Origin of the sequence: Burkholderia sp. LA-2-3-30-S1-D2, assembly GCF_001523915.2 — a bacterium.
GTDB classification, from domain to species: Bacteria; Pseudomonadota; Gammaproteobacteria; order Burkholderiales; family Burkholderiaceae; genus Burkholderia; species Burkholderia diffusa.
In genome coordinates this window covers 2,442,299-2,457,545 of the sequence record NZ_CP013384.1, presented here as the reverse complement: position 1 = coordinate 2,457,545, position 15,247 = coordinate 2,442,299, and the positions used below count along the sequence as shown (strand labels likewise).

The following is a 15,247-nucleotide window of genomic DNA, read 5'->3' as shown; positions in this document are numbered from 1 at the left end:
CGATGCAGAAGATCCTGGTCGCACGTCCGATCTTTCCGGACGTGATCGAACGGCTCGAGCAGTATTTCGAAGTCGACTGGAACAATGGCGATGCGCTCGCCCCCGACGCGCTCGCCGCGCGCCTCGCGGACAAGGACGGCGCGCTGACGGCGGGCGACCCGGTCGGCGCGGCCGCGCTCGCGGCAGCGCCGCGCCTGCGCGTCGTGTCGAACATGGCGGTCGGCTACAACAATTTCGACATGGCCGCGTTCAACGCTGCGAACGTGCTCGGCACCAATACGCCCGACGTGCTGAACGAATCCACCGCGGATTTCGGCTGGGCGCTGATGATGGCCGCCGCGCGGCGGATCGCCGAATCCGAGCACTGGTTGCGCGCCGGACACTGGAAGAAGTGGGCGTACGACGGTTTCCTCGGCAGCGACATTTACGGCTCGACACTCGGCGTCATCGGGATGGGGCGCATCGGTCAGGCACTCGCACGGCGCGCGCGCGGCTTCGGGATGCAGGTGATCTATCACAACCGGTCGCGGGTTGCGCCCGAGATCGAGGCCGAGCTGAACGCCGAATACGTATCGAAGGATGCGTTGCTGGCGCGCGCCGATCACGTCGTTCTCGTGCTGCCGTACACGAAGGAGAACCATCACACGATCGGCGCGGCTGAGCTCGCGAAGATGAAGCCCACCGCGACGCTGACCAACATCGCGCGCGGCGGCATCGTCGACGACGCAGCGCTGGCCGTCGCGCTGCGCGCCGGGACGATCGCCGCGGCCGGCCTCGACGTCTATGAAGGCGAACCGAGCGTCCATCCAGCGCTGCTCGAGGTACCGAACGTCGTGCTGACGCCGCACATCGCGAGCGCGACCGAGAAGACGCGCCGTGCGATGGCGAACCTCGCGGCCGACAACCTGATCGCCGCGCTGGGCGAAGGGCCGCGCGCGGGGCAGCCGCCGAACCCGATCAACCCTGACGTAATCGGGAAGCCGCGCGCATGACGACGATGTTGTTGCTGGCGGCGGTCGTCGTGCTGGCCGTCGCGCTCGCGGTGGCGATCGTCGCGATCGTGCGCGGCGGCGGCCGCCACGACGATGCGGCCGTGCTGGGCGACCAGATCGAGGACGCCGCGCACGCGCAGGCGCTCGCGGTCGAACGGCTCGAGCGCGAGCTGCGTGGCGAGATCGTCGAGAACGCACGAGGCTCGCGCACCGAGCTTGCGGGCAGTTTCTCGCAACTCCAGCAGACGCTCGCGACGCAGCTCACGAGCATCGCGACCGTGCAGAACAATCAGATCGAGGGCTTCGCGCAACAGCTGGGCAAGCTCGTCGCGGGCAACGCGCAGCAGTTCGACGCGATGCGCGAGAGCGTGCAGCGCCAGGCGCAGCAGGCGCGTGAAGAGCAGACGGTCGCGCTGCGGCTGTTCGGTGACACGCTGAACCGGCAGCTCACGCAACTGACCGAGGCCAACGATCGCCGGATCGGCGAAGTGCGTGCGACGCTCGAACAGCGGCTGAAGGAAATCGAGACGAACAATGCGGCGAAGCTCGAGGAGATGCGCCGCACCGTCGACGAGAAGCTGCATGCGACGCTCGAACAGCGGCTCGGCGAATCGTTCAAGCTCGTGTCGGACCGGCTCGAGCAGGTACACCGCGGGCTCGGCGAGATGCAGACCCTCGCGGCCGGCGTTGGGGATCTGAAGAAGGTGCTGACCAACGTGAAGACGCGCGGCACCTGGGGCGAGGTACAGCTCGAGGCCTTGCTCGAGCAGATGCTCACGCCCGACCAGTACGCGAAGAACGTCGCGACGGTGCCGAAGAGCAGCGAACGCGTCGAGTTCGCGATCCGGCTGCCGGGGCGCGACGCCGGCACGCGCGACGCGCCGCCGGTGTGGCTGCCGATCGACGCGAAATTCCCGCGCGAGGACTACGAGCGGCTGATCGACGCGCAGGAGCGTGCCGATTCGGTGGCGGTCGAGGACGCGGCCCGTGCGCTCGAGGCGCGCGTGCGGTTGGAAGCGCGCACGATCGCCGAGAAGTACGTCGCACCGCCGCATACGACCGATTTCGCGCTGCTGTTCCTGCCGACCGAGGGGCTCTATGCGGAGATCCTGCGCCGCCCTGGGCTGACCGACCTGCTGCAGCGCGACTATCGCGTGACGGTGGCCGGGCCGACGACGTTGACTGCGCTGCTGAACAGTCTGCAGATGGGCTTCCGCACGCTCGCGATCGAGCAGCGCTCGAGCGAAGTGTGGCAGGTGCTCGGTGCAGTGAAGACCGAATTCGGCAAGTTCGGCGATGTGCTCGCGCGCACGAAGGCGCAGCTTGAAACGGTCACGCGCTCGATCGAGTCCGCCGAGCAGCGCACCCGCGTGATGAACCGCAAGCTGAAGCAGGTCGAGGCGTTGCCAGGCGAGACGGCCGCCGGGCTGCTCGGCACGGAAGGCGCCGATGGAGCCGATGGAGCCGATGCGGACGATGCATGACGCATCACGCGTACAGCCGAAGCCGGCTGGAACGAAAAACGGGCGCCGCGGCGCCCGTTTTCTTTTGCAGCATCGACCGGCGTGGCCGGCCCGCGTTCAACGTGCGGCGAGCGTGTTCAGTGCATCCCCGGTGACGCGCACGATGCGCCACTCGGGCAGCACGGTCGCGCCCATCTTCTGGTAGAAGTCGATCGCCGGCTGGTTCCAGTCGAGCACCGACCATTCGAAACGAGCACAGCGGCGCTCGACTGCGAGTGCTGCGAGGTGCTGCAGCATCGCGGTGCCGAGGCCCGTGCCGCGCTGCGACGGCTGCACGTACAGATCCTCGAGATAGAGGCCGCGACGGCCGAGGAACGTCGAATAGTTGTGAAAGAACAGCGCATACGCGACGATCGCGCCGTCGCGCTCGGCCACCAGCGCTTCGGCGGCGGGGCGCTCGCCGAACAGCGCGTCGGCCAGATCGGCGTCGCTCGCGACGAACAAGTGCGTGAGCTTCTCGAACTCGGCCAGCTCGCGCATCAGCGCGAGGATCGCGCCGACGTCACGCGTTTCCGCCGTGCGGATCAGCGGCGTGCCGCTCACGCTTCCTCCGGCGGATCGGACAGCACGATCTCGATGCCGCCGAAGCGCGACGCGACCCAGTTGTACGCGTGGCAGGCGATCCACAGCAGCACGAAACCGAGGATCGCGTTCAGCAGCAGCGCGCTCAGGATCGTGCTCAGTTCGACCATCCCGTAGCGGATGTACGCGACCAGGATGCCGAGCAGCACGATCGGCACGCTGAACGTCAGGTAGACGAGAATCAGCGCCTTCGCGGTCTGCCCCGCGGCGATCGACGAGATTTGTTTCTTCATGTGCGGATTGCCCCGTAGAGATATACCGATTGGAATTCAGATCAAGCCGTCGAGCGGCAGGATGTCGACCGGGGCGCCCGCGTCGACTGCTGCGCAATCGTGGCCCAGGACGATGAAACAGTTGGCGGCCGCGAGGCCGCTCAGCGATGCGGAACTTTGCGAACCGGCCGGCTCGACAAGCCACTGGCCGTCGGCGTCGCGCGTCGCGATGGCGCGCAGATATTCGGTACGGCCCGGGCGCTTTTTCAGCGCCTGCGTGCTGCGTGCCATATACAGCGCCGGCGGTGGCGCATGCGCGCCGGCCAGCGTCAGCAGCGCGGGGCGCACGATCGCATAGAACGTCACGGCGGAGGCGACGGGATTGCCGGGCAGCCCGAAGAACAGCACGTGGCCGGCGCCGTCGCCCACAGGTGCGAGCGTGCCGCACGCGAGCGGCCGGCCGGGCCGCAGCGCGAGGCTAGCGAAGGTCACGTCGCCAAGCCGCGCCATCACGTCGCGCGTGAAATCGGCTTCGCCGACCGACACGCCGCCTGACGTGATCACCGCGTCCGCCTGTGCGGCGGCGGCATCGCGCAGCGCGCGCTCGAGGGCCGCCGGATCGTCGCGGACGATCCCGAGGTCGAGCGCGTCGATGTGCAGCCTTTCGAGCATCGCGACCAGCATCCCGCGATTGCTGTCGTACAGCGTGCCGCGGCCGAGCGGCTCGCCGGGTTCGCGCAGTTCGTCACCGGTCGAGAACACGGCGACGCGCACGCGGCGGCGCACCGTGACTTCGCGCAACCCGAACGATGCGAGCAGGCCGAGATCGGACGGGCGCAGGATGCGGCCAGCGGCAAGCGCGCAGGCGCCGCGCGCGAGGTCCTCGCCGGCCCGGCGGCAGTTTGCTCCGCGCGTGACGTCGTGCGCGGCGAAGCGGATGACGTCGCCGTCGACGCGCACGCGTTCCTGCGGAATGATCGTGTCGCATCCGGCCGGCATCGGCGCGCCGGTCATGATGCGGATGCACGTACCGGGCGCCACGGCTCCATCGAACGGATGGCCGGCGAACGCCGTGCCGGCGACCGTCAATGCGATGTCGGGGGCCGATGCAGGCGTGTGTGTGCCGCAGTCGAATGCATAGCCGTCCATTGCCGAGTTGTCGTACGCGGGAACGTCGAACGGCGCATTGACGTCGGCCGCGAGCACGCGGTCGAGGGCGTCATGCAGCGGCACCGTGTCGCACGCGTCGACCGGCACCGCGAACCGGCACGCGAGCGCCTGCGCATCGGCGAGCGACAACGGGGCAGCGGAATCGGGTGCGGTTCGGGAGGCGGGCGAGGATTGCGTGATCATCAGTGTGACTGCGCCGCAAGGCGTATCGGGTTCGTGGCCGGTGGCGCGCGGAGGGCGCCGGAGCGCGAAGGCGCATGCGGCGGGCGGGAACGGATGCCGGTGCCGTCAGCGGCGGGCAAGCGCGGCAAGTTCCTGCCAGGAGTTGGCATTGTAAAACGCACGCTCGTCGCAAAACTCGACTTCGACCGTCTTGTGGCGTGCGTACCACGCACGCACCTTGCGCTCGCCGGCCGCGAGTCCGGCCGCGAGATCGTCGGCGAGCGACGTTCGCAGCAGCGCGAAGGTCGGCTGCGGCGAACGTGCCTGTTGCGCGTCGACGGTCACCGCCATCGCGATATCGGCTTGCTGCGCATCGAGCGCCGCGTGCAGTCGTGCGACGAGGTCGGTCGGCAGATAGGGTGTGTCGCACGGCGAGCACGCGACGAGCGGTGCGCGCGCCGCCCGCATGCCGGCCAGCAGACCTGCCAGCGGGCCGGGGAAATCGGGTGTTTCGTCCGGCACGATGCGCGCGTCGAACGGCGCGCCGAGCTCGGCGTAGCGATCGGCGTTGCGATTTGCGCTGATCAGCGTCTCGTCGACCTGCGGCGAGAGCCGGCGCAACACGTGCAGCGCAAGCGGCGTGCCGTCGAGCAGTTGCAGGCCCTTGTCGGCGCCATCCATGCGCGTCGCGCGCCCGCCCGCGAGCAGCAGGCCGGTGACGGAAGGCGAGGTGGAAGCGGACATCGCGGGAAATCGGGGCGGCGGGCGCGCGTCAGCCGCCGATGTACGACATTTCTACGCGCTTGCCGGCACCGTGGGGTGCCGCGTCGGCGGCCGCGCTGCCGCGCAGCTGCGAATAGCGGTCGGTGCGGGCCTGCCAGATCCGGGCGATCGCGGTCGCGATCTCGGCGTCGCTGGCGCCACCGCGCACCAGGGCACGCAGGTCATGGCCAGTCGACGCGAACAGGCACAGGTACAGCTTGCCTTCGGTCGACAACCGCGCGCGCGTGCAGTCGCCGCAAAATGCCTGTGTGACGCTCGAGATCACGCCGATTTCACCGCTGCCGTCCGCATAACCCCAGCGCTGCGCGGTTTCCGCCGCCGTGTGCGGCTCGAGCGGCACGAGCGGGAACTCTTCGGCGATCCGTGCGACGACGTCCGCGGACGGCAGCACTTCGGTCATGTTCCAGCCGTTCGACGTGCCGACGTCCATGTATTCGATGAAACGCAGGATCACGCCGGTGCCGCGGAAGCGCTCGGCCATCGGCAGGATCTCGCTGTCGTTGGTGCCGCGCTTCACGACCATGTTGACCTTGACCGGCGCGAGGCCCGCGGCCTGCGCGGCGAAGATGCCGTCGAGCACGTCGGCGCTCGCGAAGTCGGCGTCGTTCATGCGCTTGAACAACGTATCGTCGAGCGCGTCGAGGCTGACCGTCACGCGCGTGAGGCCGGCATCCTTCAGCGCGCGCGCCTTGCGCGCGAGCAGCGAGCCATTGGTGGTCAGCGTCAGGTCGAGCGGGCGGCCGTCATGGGTCGTCAGGCGCGCGAGGCGCTCGATCAGGAATTCGAGGTTCTTGCGCAGCAGTGGTTCGCCGCCGGTGATCCGGATCTTTTCGACGCCGTGTGCGACGAACAGCCGCGCCACGCGCTCGATCTCCTCGTGCGTGAGCAGCGCGCTGTGCGGCAGGAACGGGTAGTTCTTGTCGAACACGTCGCGCGGCATGCAGTACACGCAACGGAAGTTGCAACGGTCCGTCACCGAGATGCGCAGGTCGCGCAGCGGCCTGGCGAACGTGTCGGCCAAGGCGCCGTCAGGGGTATGCGCGACGCCGGAGATATCCGGCATCCCGCTGACGTCTGCGAGAGGAATGATGCGTCGGGACATGTCGAAAGAAGTGCGAGCCAAGCTTCTATTCTAGCCGCAAGCGGCTGGCCGGGCCGGTGGGCGGAAACCCTCGGCGCGGAAATGGAAAAGCCCGCCGGGGGCGGGCTTTTCCTGGTCGGGCGATGCGCCGCTTAATGTTGCGACGTTTCGACCTGCTGCATCGGGGTCGGGTCGACCGGCGGCAGCGCCTTGCGCTCGCGCGGAACGCGGACCGCGCGCGGCAGGCGCGACGCGGCTTCCTGAGCAGCGCGGAACTTGTCGGCGTCGGTGTTCACCCACACGAGACCGGCTTGTTCCAGCACGGCATCGAGGCTCGCCGAAGCTGGCGCAGCGGCCGGTCGCACGGGTGCCGGAGCCGGCGCAGCGGCCGGTTGCACGGGCGCCGGAGCCGGCGCGGCAACGGCTTCGACCGGTGCAGTTTCGACGCGGGCCGGTTCGACGCGAGCGGGTTCGAGGCGGGCCGGTTCGACAACGGCCGAAACCGCTTCAGTTGCGATGACCGGTGCCGGTGCGGCCTGCTCGACGGGCGCGGACTGCGGCGCTTCGACGACAGCCGGCGTGGCCGGCACTTCGAACGCATCGGTCGGCGAAACCGCGACCGGAGCCGGGCCGGCTTCCGGAGCAGCGGCCGGCGCGACCGGTGCCGATTCGGCTGCCGGTGCGACGACGGCGGGCTCGAGCGGTGCGACCGGCGTTGCTTCGACGCGAACCGGTGCCGGTTGCGGCTCGGCTACGACCGGTGCGACCGGTGCGGCCGTATGAGCCGGCTCGTCCGCGCTCGAGGGTTCCGTCGTCACGGGCTGCATGGCGACTTCGCCGTCCGCGCCTTGCTCGGCATGGTCGACGATTGCGCCTTCGTCCTCGCGCTCGCGACGACCGCCACGGCGACCGCGGCGGCGGCGGCGACGTTCCTCGCCGTCACGTGCGACGGCTTCCGCGTCGGCTGCGACATCGGCGCCCGGCAGGGCGACGGCTGCGGCCTGGTCGGCATCCGCGTCCGGATGGTTTTCGCCACGGGTGACGGTTTCGAGCGTCGCCGCGTGTTGCGTCGGCTTGCGGCGCTCTCCGCGCTCGCGACGCTCGCCGCGGCCGGCTGCCTCGACGGCTTCCGGCTGCTCGTTGCGCTCGCGCGGTTCGCGGTTCTCGCGCGGTTCACGCGGCTCACGGCTCTCACGCGGCTCGCGGCCTTCGCGCGGGCCACGGCCCTCGCGACTTTCTCGACCCTCACGGCTTTCGCGCGGCTCGCGGCCTTCACGCGGCTCGCGGCTTTCGCGCGGTTCGCGGCCTTCACGCGGCTCGCGACCCTCGCGCGGCTCGCGACCTTCCTTGCCTTCGCGTTCCAGGCGTTGCGACTGGCCACGGCCTGCCGCTGCCTGGTCGCGGCCACCCTGAGCCTGCTGGGCGCCGCCACGGCGGTTGCGGTTGCGATCGCCGCCGCGCTGCTCGGTCTTCTCGGTCCGCTCGCGGGCCGGACGGGTTGCCTGTTCCTTGGCCGGTGCCGGTGCGACCGGCGCGGGCGCCGGAGCCGGCGACATGCCGAACAGACCCTTCAGCCAGCCGATGAAACCGCCGCTCGCCGCGGCGACCGGTGCGGGCGCCGCAACGGCCGGCTCGACCGGGCGCTGCGGTGCCGGGCTCGGCGCCGGACGCTCCGGCGTGATGCCCTTGACCGCCGCTTCCTGCTTCGGCTTCACGTCGGCCGCACGCTTGCTGTAGCCGGTTTCCGACTCCAGTTCGCGGGCGGCTTCCTCTGCCATCTTCCAGGACGCACGCGGATCGTCGAGCCGCGCGTCGTCATGGCGCAGGCGCTCGAGCTTGTAGTGCGGCGTATCGAGGTGCTTGTTCGGGATCAGCACGATGCCGACCTTGAAGCGCGACTCGATCTTGTTGATTTCCTGACGCTTTTCGTTGAGCAGGAAGGCGGTCACCTCGACCGGCACCTGGCAGTGGATCGCCGCGGTGTTTTCCTTCATCGCTTCTTCCTGAATGATCCGCAGGACCTGCAGCGCGGACGATTCGGTATCGCGGATGTGGCCGGTGCCGTTACAGCGCGGGCACGTCACGTGGCTGCCTTCCGACAGGGCCGGACGCAGGCGCTGGCGCGACAGTTCCATCAGGCCGAAGCGGGAGATCTTGCCCATCTGCACGCGTGCACGGTCATGCTTGAGCGCGTCTTTCAGGCGCTGCTCGACCTCGCGCTGGCTCTTCGCCGACTCCATGTCGATGAAGTCGATCACGATCAGGCCGCCGAGGTCGCGCAGGCGGAGCTGGCGGGCCACTTCGTCGGCCGCTTCGAGGTTCGTGCGGGTCGCCGTTTCCTCGATGTCCGCACCCTTGGTCGCGCGCGCCGAGTTCACGTCGATCGCGACGAGCGCTTCGGTGTGGTCGATCACGATCGCGCCGCCCGACGGCAGCGGCACCGTGCGCGAGTAGGCCGTTTCGATCTGGTGCTCGATCTGGAAGCGGGAGAACAGCGGCACGTCGTCGTGGTAGCGCTTCACCTTCGACACGTTGTCCGGCATCACGATGTCCATGAACGCACGGGCCTGATCGTAGATCTCGGTCGTGTCGATCAGGATTTCGCCGATATCGGGCTGGAAATAGTCCCGGATCGCGCGGATCACGAGGCTCGATTCCAGGTAGATCAGCATCGGCTGGCCGGAGTTGCCGCTTTGCGACGCCGCTTCGATCGCGCGCCACAGTTGCAGCAGGTAGTTCAGGTCCCACTGCAGTTCCTCGGCGCTGCGGCCGATGCCCGCGGTACGGGCGATCATGCTCATGCCGTCCGGAATCTGCAGTTGCGACATCGTTTCGCGCAGTTCCTGGCGCTCGTCGCCCTCGATCCGGCGCGATACACCGCCGCCGCGCGGATTGTTCGGCATCAGCACCAGGTAGCGGCCGGCGAGCGAGATGAAGGTCGTGAGGGCGGCGCCCTTGTTGCCGCGCTCTTCCTTCTCGACCTGGACGATCAGCTCCTGGCCTTCGCGCAGGGCATCCTGGATGCGCGCGGAGCGCATGTCGATGCCTTCCTTGAAGTACTGGCGGGCGACTTCCTTGAACGGCAGGAAGCCGTGGCGATCTTCGCCGTAGTTGACGAAGCACGCTTCGAGCGACGGCTCGATGCGGGTGACGACACCTTTGTAGATATTGCCTTTGCGCTGTTCGCGCCCGGCTGTCTCGATGTCGATGTCGATGAGCTTTTGCCCATCAACGATGGCGACGCGCAGCTCCTCCTGCTGCGTCGCATTGAACAGCATGCGTTTCATGTACGACTCCAGGCGGCTCCGCAGCCGGCGCCTCGCGGTTGTCAGTCGCGAGGGCGGGAACGACGGCAGGCCGCACCTTGTTGTGTTGTCACAAGCACGCTGGAGCGGGAACGATGGCGGGGAGAATTGCCTGAAGAGGCGCTTGGGCCCGAAAGACGGGGCCGGCGGCCGTAGGGCACCTGCGAATACGGCTTCAAAGCACGGCGTTCACACACCGCACGCTGCAAAAAAGCGCGCTAAGCCTGAGTCCGCGCATTGCCACGGGCGCGCGCAATGCGTCGCGCGCGCCGACGGGCGGCAGATGCTGCGGCTTGGGCCGCAGCGGGGAGTATCGAATCCAGCCCGACTTTCCCGCTTGGGGTGTACTTCCCTGGTTTGACGTCGCCAAGCCCCGCACGCTTCGCGGGGCCAAATCGGGCGCAACGCCGTAATTTTCGCAACCGGCAGCCTGCGGACGCACTTCGCGCCGTCGGGCTGCCGATCAAATTCTTTTCAACCAACTTTCCGTTACCGCGGCGCCTTGCCGACCGAATCCGCCTGTGGGCGCGATCCTTGCCGACGGGCGGCGCCGTGCGTGCAACTTGCTGCATCTCTTTGATTAGGGGCGAGCAGCGGACCCCCGGCGCAAGTAAAATAATGGTTTCCGCTTGCACCTTGCCCGACTCGGTCGGGGCCGGCCGGTCAGGCCACCCTCAACGTCAGGCTGGGCAAAATTATATTCAGTATGAATGAGTTAGGCAAAATATCCCAGAATTCAGTCGCAAGCGGCCAGGTATCGATGATCGAGATCGACGAAAACTCGGCCGGTCAGCGGATCGACAACTTCCTGTTGCGCGTCTGTAAAGGCGTGCCGAAAAGCCATATTTACCGGATCCTGCGCAGCGGCGAGGTGCGCGTGAACAAGGGCCGGATCGATGCGCAGTACCGGCTCGCCCTCGGCGACATCGTGCGCGTACCGCCCGTGCGCGTGGCGGCGGCGGACCTCGCGCGCGCCGACACGCCGATCGTGCCGCCCGCGCAATTCGAGGTGCTGTACGAAGATGACGCCATGCTCGTCATCAACAAGCCGGCCGGCGTCGCCGTGCACGGCGGCAGCGGCGTTGCGTTCGGCGTGATCGAGCAGATGCGTCAGGCGCGTCCGCGCGCGAAGTTCCTCGAACTCGTGCATCGGCTCGACCGCGAGACGTCCGGGATCCTGATGCTCGCGAAGAAGCGCTCGGCGCTCGTCGGCCTGCACGAGCAGATTCGCGAGAACCGGATGGACAAGCGTTACTTCGCGTGCGGACATGGAGAATGGCAGGCCGACTGGGGCCGCCGCCGTGCGGTGAAGGCGCCGCTGTTCAAGTATTCGACCCCGGAAGGGGAGCGACGGGTGCGCGTGCAGGACGACGGCCTGCCGTCGCACACGGTGTTCAACCTGATCGAGCGCTGGCCGGACTATGCGCTGGTCGAAGCGGAACTCAAAACGGGTCGGACCCATCAGATTCGTGTGCACCTCGCGCATCTCGGCCTGCCGATCGCCGGCGACGCCAAGTATGGCGACTTCGCACTGAACAAGGCGCTGGCGCGCGCGAATGCGCAGCCGTCGCTCAAGCGGATGTTCCTGCACGCGCACCGGCTGAAGCTCACGCATCCGCTGACCGGCGAGGCGCTGCAGTTCGACGCGCCGCTGCCGGACGAATGCCGGCGCTTCCTCGATCAACTCAGCGCTCTGCGCGATACCGCCTGACTCGCATGGCCCGACAGCAATTTGACCTGATCGTCTTCGACTGGGACGGCACGCTGATGGATTCGACTGCGCACATCGCGCACAGCATCCAGGCCGCGTGCCGCGATCTCGGCCTGCCCACGCCGTCGGACGAGGCGTCCCGCTATGTGATCGGCCTCGGCCTGCGCGATGCGCTTCAGATTACTGCGCCGACCCTCGATCCGTCCGACTATCCGCGGCTGGCCGAACGTTATCGCCATCACTACTTGCTGGACGATCAGCGCATCGAGCTGTTCGCCGGCGTGCGCGAACTGCTCGCGGAATTGCGCGACATGGGTTACCTGCTCGCGGTCGCGACCGGCAAGGGCCGCGTCGGGCTGAACCGCGTGCTCGACCAGTCAAAGCTGACGAGCCTGTTCGATGCGACGCGCTGCGCGGACGAAACGTTCTCGAAGCCGCACCCGGCGATGCTGCACGAACTGTCGCGTGAATTGGGGCAGGATCTTGCGCGTACCGTGATGATCGGCGACACCACGCACGACCTGCAGATGGCCGCCAGTGCCGGGGCCGCCGGCATCGGTGTTTCGTACGGTGCGCACACGGCCGATGCGCTGGCCGCGCTGACGCCGCGCTTCGTCGCGCCGGACGTCGGCGCGCTGGCGGCGTGGCTGCGGGAGCACGCATGAGTACGGCGCCGGAAGTCGTGCGCGTATGCGCATCGGACGCGCTGGCCGACGGCGGTGCCGGCGTGCGCGTCGACGCATCGCTGCGCGGCGAGCAGGCGGTCGTGTTCTTCGTGCGCTACGAAGGTCGTGCGTACGGCTACCTGAACCGCTGCGCGCACGTGCCGATGGAACTCGACTGGGCCGAAGGGCAGTTCTTCGAGTCGTCGGGCCTGTACCTGATGTGTGCGACGCACGGCGCGATCTATGCGCCGGATACCGGCAAGTGTGTCGGCGGCCCATGTCGCGGCGGCCGCCTGCGGCCGGTCGAAGTCGACGAGCGCGACACGCCGGACGGGCGTGCGGTATTCTGGGTGCCGGATGCCGACCTGGGACCTGCCGCTCCGCCCCCTTCCGCCACGACCGACTGAAGACATTACTGCATGGCCGACCAACCGAACATCCCTGATTCCTCCTCCCGTCCCGACAGCCGCGAACCGAACTGGGAGCGTGCGGCGCTCGAGCGGATCGCGCTCGCGGCCGTCAAGGAACAGCGCGCGGCGCGGCGCTGGAAGATCTTCTTCCGCTTTGCGTTTCTCGGCGTATTCGTGCTGCTCGCGTTCGCGCTGATCGATTTCTCGAGCGACTCGAAGTTCTCGTCGAGCGGGCGCCACACGGCGCTCGTGACGATCGACGGCGAGATCGCGGCGGGCACCAACGCGAATGCCGACGACATCAATACGGCGCTGGATGCCGCTTTCGACGACAGCGGCACGGCCGGCGTCGTGCTGCGGATCAACAGCCCGGGCGGCAGCCCGGTGCAGGCAGGGATGGTCTATGACGAGATCCGCCGGCTCCGCACGAAGTATCCGGACAAGCCGTTGTACGTCGTCGTGACCGACATGTGCGCATCGGGCGGCTATTACATTGCGTCCGCCGCCGACAAGATCTTCGTCGACAAGGCGAGTATCGTCGGCTCGATCGGCGTGCTGATGGACGGGTTCGGCTTCACGGGCCTGATGAGCAAGCTGGGCGTCGATCGCCGCCTGCACACGGCGGGTGAAAACAAGGGCTTCTATGACCCGTTCTCGCCCGACACGCCGAAGATGGATGCCCATGCGCAGGCGCTGCTCGACCAGGTCCATGCGCAGTTCATCAAGGCCGTGAAGGATGGCCGCGGCAAGCGGCTGCACGAAACGCCCGACATGTTCTCGGGCCTGTTCTGGACCGGCGAGAAGAGCGTCGAACTCGGGCTCGCCGACGGCTACGGCACGACCGACACGGTCGCGCGCGACGTGCTGAAGGCGCCGGATCTCGTCGACTACACGGTGAAGGAAAGCCTGACGAATCGTGTTGCGCGCAAGTTCGGCGCGGCGGTCGGCGGTGCAGCGATGAAGGCGCTGACCGCGGGCGGTACGTCGTTCAGCCTGCGCTGAGCGCCAGCCGGCCGGCGCCGCGCCGATTGGGGCGGGGCGCCCCGTGCCGCGAGGCTGTTGCCGGTGCCGATCTCAGTTCGCGAGCAGCAGGAAGATGGCAGGGCGCTTGTGCAGGTTCGGCGCCGACGCCTTTTTCCAGTCGGCCACCGAACGGCTGGCGATCGTCTCGGTTTCGAGGGTCAAGTCGGCCGCGACGCAGATCTGCGTCGACGGCGCGCAGGTCGCGACGAGCGTATCGAGCATCGCATGGTTCCGGTACGGCGTCTCGATGAAGATCTGCGTCTGGCGCGCCTTGCGCGACAGCTGCTCGAGTTCACGCAGGCGTTTCGCGCGCGCGGCCGCATCGACCGGCAGATAGCCGTTGAACGCGAAACTCTGGCCGTTCAGGCCCGATGCCATCAGCGCTAGCAGGATCGAACTCGGCCCGACGAGCGGCACGACCTTCACGCCGCGCTCGTGCGCCCGGCGGACCAGCAGCGCGCCGGGATCGGCAACGGCGGGGCAGCCGGCCTCGGATACGAGCCCGGCGTCCGCGCCCGCCAGTACCGGTGCGAGCAGCCGGTCGATCTCGCCGGCCGGCGTATTGACGTTCAGTTCCCGAATCTCGATCTCCTGGATCGGCCGCGTCGTGCCGATCTTCTTCAGGAACGCGCGGGTCGTTTTCGCGTTTTCGCCGATGTAGTAGCCGAGCGTGCCGGCGCGCGCCTGCACGGCCGCGGGCAGCACGGCGGCGAGCATCGATGCGTCGCCTTCGCCGAGGGTGTTCGGGACGAGATAGAGCGTGCCGGCCGTCATGTGCGGTCTCCCTGGGTAGCGAGCAATGGATAGCCCGCGGCGCGCAGCATCCGCGTGAGCGCGATCAGCGGCAGGCCGACGAGAGCCGTGGGGTCGTTGGAGTCGATGGCATCCAGCAGCGCGATGCCGAGCCCTTCTGACTTCGCGCTGCCGGCGATGTCGTACGGCGTTTCCGCGCGCAGGTAAGCGTCGAGTTCGGCTTCGGACAGCGAGCGGAAGCGCACGTGCGTGACGACGTCCTCGCTCCAGGTTTCACCCGTGCGGCTGTCGTACAGGCTGAGCGCACTGTGGAATTCGACGTCGCGGCCCTGCATCGACAGGAGCTGCGCGAGCGCGCGCTCGTGCGTGCCGGGCTTGCCGATCTGGCGGCCGTCGAACGTCGCGACCTGGTCCGACCCGATCACGAGCACGCCGTCCGGCGCGTCGATCGTCGCGGCGACCGCGCGCGCCTTCGCGCCGGCGAGGCGCAGTGCGGTCGCGGCCGGCGTTTCTCCTGCGAGCGGGGTTTCGTCGAGGTCGGGCGACATGACGTCGAACGGCATGCCGAGGCGCTCGAGGAGCGCGCGGCGGTAGCGGGAACTGGAGGCGAGAATCAGCCGCGGCGGGCGGCAAACGGTATCCGGCATGGTCGGTTGGGTCGATGAGTCGTCAGGTGTGGCGCGGTGTTGCGAGGGCGCAAGCATAAGTGATTGACCGAAAAAGGTAAAACAGGTATGCTTTCCCGCTTTTCATCGGCAGGCTTTCGCTGTGGTGGCGCCTGCCGGGTCTTCGGACGTAAAGTTACGTAATCGTACGCGGCGTAGATCGCGCACGTGTGCGGCGCCAAATATGCGGCGCCAGCAAGCCGGATCCCG

Annotated in this window: 14 protein-coding genes; 6 read left to right on the top strand and 8 right to left on the bottom strand. The window is 68.2% G+C overall.

Features of this window, described 5'->3' with window-relative positions:
• The first annotated feature begins 2 nt into the window (after positions 1–2).
• Together WS66_RS24250 and WS66_RS24245 are read left to right on the top strand one after the other, a co-directional pair.
• A complete protein-coding gene (locus WS66_RS24250; protein ID WP_059607105.1) occupies positions 3–992 on the top strand; it encodes a 2-hydroxyacid dehydrogenase in 990 nt (329 codons plus the stop codon).
• A complete protein-coding gene (locus WS66_RS24245; RefSeq protein ID WP_059607009.1) occupies positions 989–2,476 on the top strand; it encodes a DNA recombination protein RmuC in 1,488 nt (495 codons plus the stop codon). The genes WS66_RS24250 and WS66_RS24245 overlap by 4 nt, the downstream gene beginning before the upstream one ends.
• Positions 2,477–2,572: 96 nt before the next feature.
• Here the strand turns inward: WS66_RS24245 and WS66_RS24240 are convergent, their stop codons facing one another.
• The 6 genes from WS66_RS24240 to WS66_RS24215 all read right to left on the bottom strand — a co-directional run bounded on the left by WS66_RS24240 (position 2,573) and on the right by WS66_RS24215 (position 9,792).
• Positions 2,573–3,058 carry a GNAT family N-acetyltransferase gene (locus WS66_RS24240; protein WP_059607011.1) on the bottom strand — a complete coding sequence of 162 codons (486 nt, stop codon included), beginning with the start codon at positions 3,056–3,058 and terminating at the stop codon, positions 2,573–2,575.
• Positions 3,055–3,330, bottom strand: a complete 276-nt coding sequence (locus WS66_RS24235; RefSeq protein WP_006476519.1) for a hypothetical protein — start codon at positions 3,328–3,330, stop codon at positions 3,055–3,057. Before WS66_RS24235 ends, WS66_RS24240 begins: the two co-directional genes overlap by 4 nt.
• Before the next feature lie 36 nt (positions 3,331–3,366).
• On the bottom strand, positions 3,367–4,662 hold the full coding sequence (moeA, locus tag WS66_RS24230) for a molybdopterin molybdotransferase MoeA (RefSeq protein ID WP_059607013.1): 1,296 nt from the start codon (positions 4,660–4,662) through the stop codon (positions 3,367–3,369).
• Between the two features lie 105 nt (positions 4,663–4,767).
• Positions 4,768–5,385, bottom strand: coding sequence for a molybdenum cofactor guanylyltransferase MobA (gene mobA, locus WS66_RS24225; RefSeq protein ID WP_059607015.1), 618 nt, complete (start codon positions 5,383–5,385; stop codon positions 4,768–4,770).
• Positions 5,386–5,413: 28 nt separating this feature from the next.
• Entirely contained in the window at positions 5,414–6,526 is a 1,113-nt protein-coding gene (gene moaA / locus WS66_RS24220) for a GTP 3',8-cyclase MoaA (protein WP_059607017.1), read from the bottom strand.
• A 131-nt stretch (positions 6,527–6,657) separates the two neighbouring features.
• Positions 6,658–9,792 (bottom strand): Rne/Rng family ribonuclease, encoded by a 3,135-nt coding sequence (locus tag WS66_RS24215; RefSeq protein WP_059607018.1) that lies wholly within the window; start codon positions 9,790–9,792, stop codon positions 6,658–6,660.
• A 724-nt stretch (positions 9,793–10,516) separates the two neighbouring features.
• Between WS66_RS24215 and WS66_RS24205 the strand changes: the two genes are divergently transcribed.
• From WS66_RS24205 to WS66_RS24190, 4 genes are read left to right on the top strand one after another with little or no spacing between them, the layout of a single operon-like run.
• On the top strand, positions 10,517–11,521 hold the full coding sequence (locus WS66_RS24205; protein WP_059607020.1) for an RluA family pseudouridine synthase: 1,005 nt from the start codon (positions 10,517–10,519) through the stop codon (positions 11,519–11,521).
• 5 nt (positions 11,522–11,526) lie between these two features.
• Positions 11,527–12,186, top strand: coding sequence for an HAD-IA family hydrolase (locus tag WS66_RS24200; protein WP_059607022.1), 660 nt, complete (start codon positions 11,527–11,529; stop codon positions 12,184–12,186).
• Entirely contained in the window at positions 12,183–12,593 is a 411-nt protein-coding gene (locus WS66_RS24195) for a Rieske (2Fe-2S) protein (protein ID WP_059607024.1), read from the top strand. The genes WS66_RS24200 and WS66_RS24195 overlap by 4 nt, the downstream gene beginning before the upstream one ends.
• Positions 12,594–12,605: 12 nt before the next feature.
• Entirely contained in the window at positions 12,606–13,598 is a 993-nt protein-coding gene (locus WS66_RS24190) for a S49 family peptidase (RefSeq protein WP_059607026.1), read from the top strand.
• Positions 13,599–13,670: 72 nt separating this feature from the next.
• On the opposite strand, the gene WS66_RS24185 is transcribed toward WS66_RS24190, so the two are convergent.
• Positions 13,671–14,393: an SAM-dependent methyltransferase gene (locus WS66_RS24185; RefSeq protein WP_059607028.1), complete on the bottom strand. Its 723-nt coding sequence runs from the start codon at positions 14,391–14,393 to the stop codon at positions 13,671–13,673.
• Entirely contained in the window at positions 14,390–15,019 is a 630-nt protein-coding gene (locus WS66_RS24180) for a Maf-like protein (protein WP_059607030.1), read from the bottom strand. Before WS66_RS24180 ends, WS66_RS24185 begins: the two co-directional genes overlap by 4 nt.
• Between the last annotated feature and the right edge of the window lie 228 nt (positions 15,020–15,247).

Bases quoted from the DNA above. Each gene is read 5' to 3' on its own strand.
- WS66_RS24250 (WP_059607105.1), top strand. From the start codon at position 3: ATGCAGAAGATCCTGGTCGCACGTCCGATCTTTCCGGACGTGATCGAA.
- WS66_RS24245 (WP_059607009.1), top strand. From the start codon at position 989: ATGACGACGATGTTGTTGCTGGCGGCGGTCGTCGTGCTGGCCGTCGCG.
- WS66_RS24235 (WP_006476519.1), bottom strand. From the start codon at position 3,330: ATGAAGAAACAAATCTCGTCGATCGCCGCGGGGCAGACCGCGAAGGCG.
- moeA (WP_059607013.1), bottom strand. From the start codon at position 4,662: ATGATCACGCAATCCTCGCCCGCCTCCCGAACCGCACCCGATTCCGCT.
- mobA (WP_059607015.1), bottom strand. From the start codon at position 5,385: ATGTCCGCTTCCACCTCGCCTTCCGTCACCGGCCTGCTGCTCGCGGGC.
- moaA (WP_059607017.1), bottom strand. From the start codon at position 6,526: ATGTCCCGACGCATCATTCCTCTCGCAGACGTCAGCGGGATGCCGGAT.
- WS66_RS24215 (WP_059607018.1), bottom strand. From the start codon at position 9,792: ATGAAACGCATGCTGTTCAATGCGACGCAGCAGGAGGAGCTGCGCGTC.
- WS66_RS24205 (WP_059607020.1), top strand. From the start codon at position 10,517: ATGAATGAGTTAGGCAAAATATCCCAGAATTCAGTCGCAAGCGGCCAG.
- WS66_RS24200 (WP_059607022.1), top strand. From the start codon at position 11,527: ATGGCCCGACAGCAATTTGACCTGATCGTCTTCGACTGGGACGGCACG.
- WS66_RS24195 (WP_059607024.1), top strand. From the start codon at position 12,183: ATGAGTACGGCGCCGGAAGTCGTGCGCGTATGCGCATCGGACGCGCTG.
- WS66_RS24190 (WP_059607026.1), top strand. From the start codon at position 12,606: ATGGCCGACCAACCGAACATCCCTGATTCCTCCTCCCGTCCCGACAGC.
- WS66_RS24185 (WP_059607028.1), bottom strand. From the start codon at position 14,393: ATGACGGCCGGCACGCTCTATCTCGTCCCGAACACCCTCGGCGAAGGC.
- WS66_RS24180 (WP_059607030.1), bottom strand. From the start codon at position 15,019: ATGCCGGATACCGTTTGCCGCCCGCCGCGGCTGATTCTCGCCTCCAGT.